This window comes from Legionella drancourtii LLAP12, assembly GCF_000162755.2.
Lineage (GTDB): Bacteria > Pseudomonadota > Gammaproteobacteria > Legionellales > Legionellaceae > Legionella > Legionella drancourtii.
The window spans coordinates 106,549-111,093 of the sequence record NZ_JH413835.1; the positions used below are offsets into that span (position 1 = coordinate 106,549).

Here is a 4,545-nt window from a genome sequence, read left to right on the forward strand (position 1 = left end):
GTAATGAAAGTGGATGATTTTATGGCAATGTGGGCAGTCTAGCCTGATATTATCTGATTTTTGTTGGGCCTCGGCCCAACAGCCACTGCCATTAAGTTAAGGATTTTATGCTTCAAATTTCTCAGAGCCTGTCGTCCCCGCTTAGGCGGGGATCCATTCCTCACCGGCTATAATGCCAACTCATGGATAGTTTCCCGCTTGCGTGGGAATGACAGATTTCCTTAACTTAATGGCAGTGGGCCCAACAGCAGGGTGCAAATAAGTTACATGATACTACGGTCTAGATTAATTGTTGGGTTAAGCCCCATAGCCGTCAAGTTAAGGAGATAAACTTTTTCTGTCCTCAGCCCGAGTTGGTCTTGATGGCATTTATTGGCTTTTTTGCCTTTATTTTTTTATATTTTACGTTGTAAACCTGATGAGGCCAGGATTTTGGTTGAAATTTCTTCAATCGAATATTTAGTGGAATTAATGTAAGGGATTTTTTCTTTCTGATACATGGCTTCAACTTCTTTAACTTCCAAGCGGCATTGTTCAACTGAAGCATATTTACTATGGGGTCTGCGCTCAGTGCGAATTTGATGTAAACGCTGCACATCGATTGTTAAACCAAAGAGTTTGTTCTTATAAGGTTTTAATACATCAGGTAATTTAAAGCCAACAATTTCTTCTTCAGTAAATGGATAATTTGCGGCGAGAATTCCGTATTGTAATGCCATATACAAACAGCAGGGAGTTTTGCCACAACGAGAAACACCAATAAGGATAATATCTGCCTTATCATAACCACGTGGTTTTACGCCATCATCATGTAAAAGGGCAAAATCAATTGCTTCTAGTCGATGCAAATAAAGCTTATTATTGATTACACCATGAGTTCGGCCTACAGTATAGGAAGATTTTTCATTGAGCTCTTGTTCCATAGGGCCAATAAAGGTGTTAAATAAATCATAAACGCAGGCATTTGCTTCTTTAAAAAAAAGACTTCTGATTTCTTTATTGATTAAAGTCATAAATACCAGTGGTTTGACTCCCGATTCAATAAACGCTTTATTAATCTGTAAAACGACATCCTCAGCTTTGGTCATTGAATCAATGTAGGGAATTGTAAGGCGTTCAAATGGAATATTTTCAAATTGAGTAATTAAACTGTTGCCCAATGTTTCTGCTGTAATTCCTGTTCCATCCGAGAGCATAAAAACATAGCGTTTCATGGTTTACCTTAAAGTATTATGAGGATTATTGATTTTAAAATGAATTGCTTAATATCACCAGTAAGTGTACATATTAATATGCATCTGCTATCTTTTATATATAATAATGGATTTTTTTAAAGGGAAACATGGAATCAAATCGATTTGGTGGTAACAGCAAATTATTTCTTTTTGGAATCTTTTGTCTGGTAATTAGTTTGGGTTTATTCTTTTTTAGTTTGTATATATTGCCTTATTTTCTATGGGAGCTAAGTTACAACGTCCCTGATTTTATTTTAAATCTTTTGGCAATGTATCAAGATGATTATCATTATACTTCAGCGGGAAGTAAGACGGTTGTCTGGCTAATCTTTTTTATACCTTGCATTATTACTGGCCTTATTTCTTATTTTGTTTCCCGCCATCTTGATAATGAAATGTACGGTAATGAATTAAACCCCAATGTGGATGAAGGAAAGTCTAGTGGAGAAATACAGAAACAGCTCAAAGAGTCTGCTAGTTTTGGGGGGAAAATCCTTGGTTTAATGATTGCTATTGTTGTCGTAATTTTATTGTTGCAATACTTTATTCAATCAACCGTCTAGTAAGCGATGACAGGAGTTCTTTATGTTAAAGCGTTGGAAAATCAAGAAAATTATTAAAAAATTAAAAGCGATGCAAGCAAATAGGCAGCATAACCAGCCTGCTGATGAAGTGTTGAAAAAAGAAATTGCCTATTATTTTGAGTTGGCAGCGATATACAAGAGCATTAAGGCTAATAAGAAAATTCCTTATGCTCATCTCCTATATGATGAATGCCTCAGAGCTGCTGCAGGTCTTGATGATGCCGAGGCAAATTATCAATTAGGGAAAATAAACCTGGATGAAGCAAAATTTAGAGAAAATTTGGAAAAAGAAGGTGTTTTTAAAAGTGACGTGAACGCTAAAAAATGCCGACAGCTCTATGAACAAGCACATGCTTATTTGTCTGCCGCTATTGCTTTAGCTCATGTTGAGGCGAAAAGATTAAGAGGATTGTGCCTTATAAATGGCTGGGGACTGGATGCCGATAAAAAAGCCGGGTTTGAATTGGTGGTCGCCAGTATTGAACAAGAGGGTTCTTGGGATCGAGTACCACAAATATTTGCCTCTATGGGACTTAATAAACCTGAGTTTTTTTCCGCAATTATGCAACATAGAAAAACTTCATAAGACAATGCCCTCTCATTGTGGGAGAGGGCAAAAACTTGCCATGTTTCTGTTATAATTAAATCAAATGTCAACGTGAGTATTATAATATGCCAAATCCTAGTCTGAATCCCTTTGAAGTTATGGATATGCTTGGGAAAATATATGAAAATTCCTCTCAAAAGAATAACTCGAGCAAATTAGAGCAAAAATTTGCCACTCAACAAGAACATTTAAATCGATTAAAAGTTGAAAATGATGCGTTTTTTAATCTTATTAATCAGTTATTTGCTCAAAAACTTGAATTGGATCGCTTAAGGGCTGCATTGTTGGATGCTGCACAGGAGCAGGGTTTTGATAACATCGCACAAGCATTAAATCATACACAAAATAGTTTCGGACAGAGTCCATTGCAACGCGCATTTCAGGAACAGGATTTTTCTTTAGCAAAACATTTAATGGATTTTGGGGCAGAAGTACGGCCTATTGAAAAAGCGGCATTTGAGATGGCATTAGACAGTAAAGCAGCTAAAGAGGCTGGTTTTGCTTCAACAGCAACGGCAGATGCAAGACACCATCCAGTGAAGCGTTTTGGTTTGAGTCTGGGTATAGTCATGACTGCTTCAGATGGTACTTTTTCACAACTATCGAATATTGCGCCTGCTTATAAACTAATGACTGATTCAGTAGCCAGCTATGCCAATAATAATCCGGGTAATGATAATTTTAGAAAAATAGCGGATGCATATAGTTTTTCAAATAAAACGAGTGCATATTCTGGAAGCACGGCAAAGAACCTTCAAGCCGGTGAGCAAATGGCTGAGCGTATTCAATCTGGAAAGTTAACTACGATTCCCATTGCTTGCAAAGGCCATTGTATGGGTTTATCTATTGTGCCAGATGGTCCAGGTTCTAAGTCTGGTTATATGGTATTTACTAATCGTGGGGTTGGCTGTAATGACAATGATTGTGGCACTCAAATTTATCGTATTGATGATTTAAAAAAAGTAGATCCCAAGTTTATTAATGCAGTAATGAATGGGCACAGTAATGGCACCTCACATGCGGACATTATGAAAATGGTGCATCGTGTTGCAGATAACAAACCTCCGATTACGCATATTCCACAACAAGCGCAAAAATACGATAATTGTTCTGTTGCTAATTCACGTGCAAATATTCGCGGTATTCTTTTATGCCAAAAAGCAATAGAAAAAAATGGATTTGATAATCTTAGCACGCAAGATCATCGTGATGTTAAAGCAAGTTATAAAGACTATAGTAAAGCGATGCGTGTCGAGAAAGTTAATGAATTAGTGAGCGAGATAGCAAATAATCCTCAAAATCCTGACTTAATCAATCTAGGTAAAGAGTATTTAAAGCAGCATCCGAAAGCTCCTCCTGAGGTACGCGAGAAGCTAGAAAAGGCAATCGAGCGTGGAAGCAAAGAGGTTGCTAGAGAGCAACGTTATGAACCGCCACAGATGAGTTCACCTGGATAGCCTTGCTAAAAATCGACAGGAATAAACTCATCGATGGTCATTTCAATAAGCTCTGATTTTGAGGCGGCTCCCATTTTAATGCGAATATTCAGCAAGTATTCTTCAATAGTGTGGTGTGAAATGCCTAACTCACGAGCAATTCGTTTGGCTGTGTAGCCTTTGATGGTTAAATGCAAACATTCTAATTCACGTTTTGATAAGTGGTAATATTGCTTTTTAAGTTAGGAGTCGTATTACCTGGCATTTTATCTGAATCAAACAAATTCAGTTCCATAACTGCAGAGTCTAATACCATGACCCCATCGATAAATTTGGAGTGTAGGAGATAATTGAATTGTATTTTCCATTGTAATTACCTAGTCCAGATCAGTTTAAATCTTGCACAAAAGTGTTGCTGTATCAACAAGCTATGTATTTACTGCTGGAACAAAAAGCAGTTTAACGCAGTATTATAAAAATGCACTTGTAAAATGTTGATTGTCTCAAAAGTTGAATGACTAATATTAATTTTTACTATGCAGATGAGTATTAGGTGAGGTGGTGGGACGTTTTAAAAAACCGAGAAAAGATTAATGCCGCAAATTTTAAGTAGGCAATATTATTTTTTTTGTTATGGTAAGGGGCCTTTTCATCATTGAATTTACAGGATATTTCTATGCTAG

Annotated in this window: 4 protein-coding genes and 1 pseudogene; 3 read left to right on the forward strand and 2 right to left on the reverse strand. The window is 36.8% G+C overall.

Annotation, left to right across the window (positions count from 1 at the left end; all coding sequences use genetic code 11):
- Positions 1–395: 395 nt before the first annotated feature.
- On the reverse strand, positions 396–1,214 hold the full coding sequence (gene ppsR / locus LDG_RS12840; RefSeq protein WP_006871820.1) for a posphoenolpyruvate synthetase regulatory kinase/phosphorylase PpsR: 819 nt from the start codon (positions 1,212–1,214) through the stop codon (positions 396–398).
- Between the two features lie 128 nt (positions 1,215–1,342).
- On the opposite strand from ppsR, the gene LDG_RS12845 reads away from it, so the two are divergent.
- The 3 genes from LDG_RS12845 (at position 1,343) to ankD (ending at position 3,883) form a co-directional block, all read left to right on the forward strand.
- Positions 1,343–1,798 carry a hypothetical protein gene (locus tag LDG_RS12845; RefSeq protein ID WP_006871821.1) on the forward strand — a complete coding sequence of 152 codons (456 nt, stop codon included), beginning with the start codon at positions 1,343–1,345 and terminating at the stop codon, positions 1,796–1,798.
- Positions 1,799–1,820: 22 nt separating this feature from the next.
- On the forward strand, positions 1,821–2,405 hold the full coding sequence (locus tag LDG_RS12850) for a hypothetical protein (RefSeq protein ID WP_006871822.1): 585 nt from the start codon (positions 1,821–1,823) through the stop codon (positions 2,403–2,405).
- 86 nt (positions 2,406–2,491) lie between these two features.
- Complete coding sequence (gene ankD / locus LDG_RS12855; RefSeq protein WP_006871823.1) at positions 2,492–3,883, forward strand: Dot/Icm T4SS effector AnkD/LegA15; 1,392 nt, start codon at positions 2,492–2,494, stop codon at positions 3,881–3,883.
- A gap of 5 nt (positions 3,884–3,888) precedes the next feature.
- Here ankD and LDG_RS19080 read toward each other — a convergent pair.
- Positions 3,889–4,071 (reverse strand): annotated as a pseudogene (locus LDG_RS19080) (helix-turn-helix transcriptional regulator); the annotation flags it as partial.
- Positions 4,072–4,545: the final 474 nt, after the last annotated feature.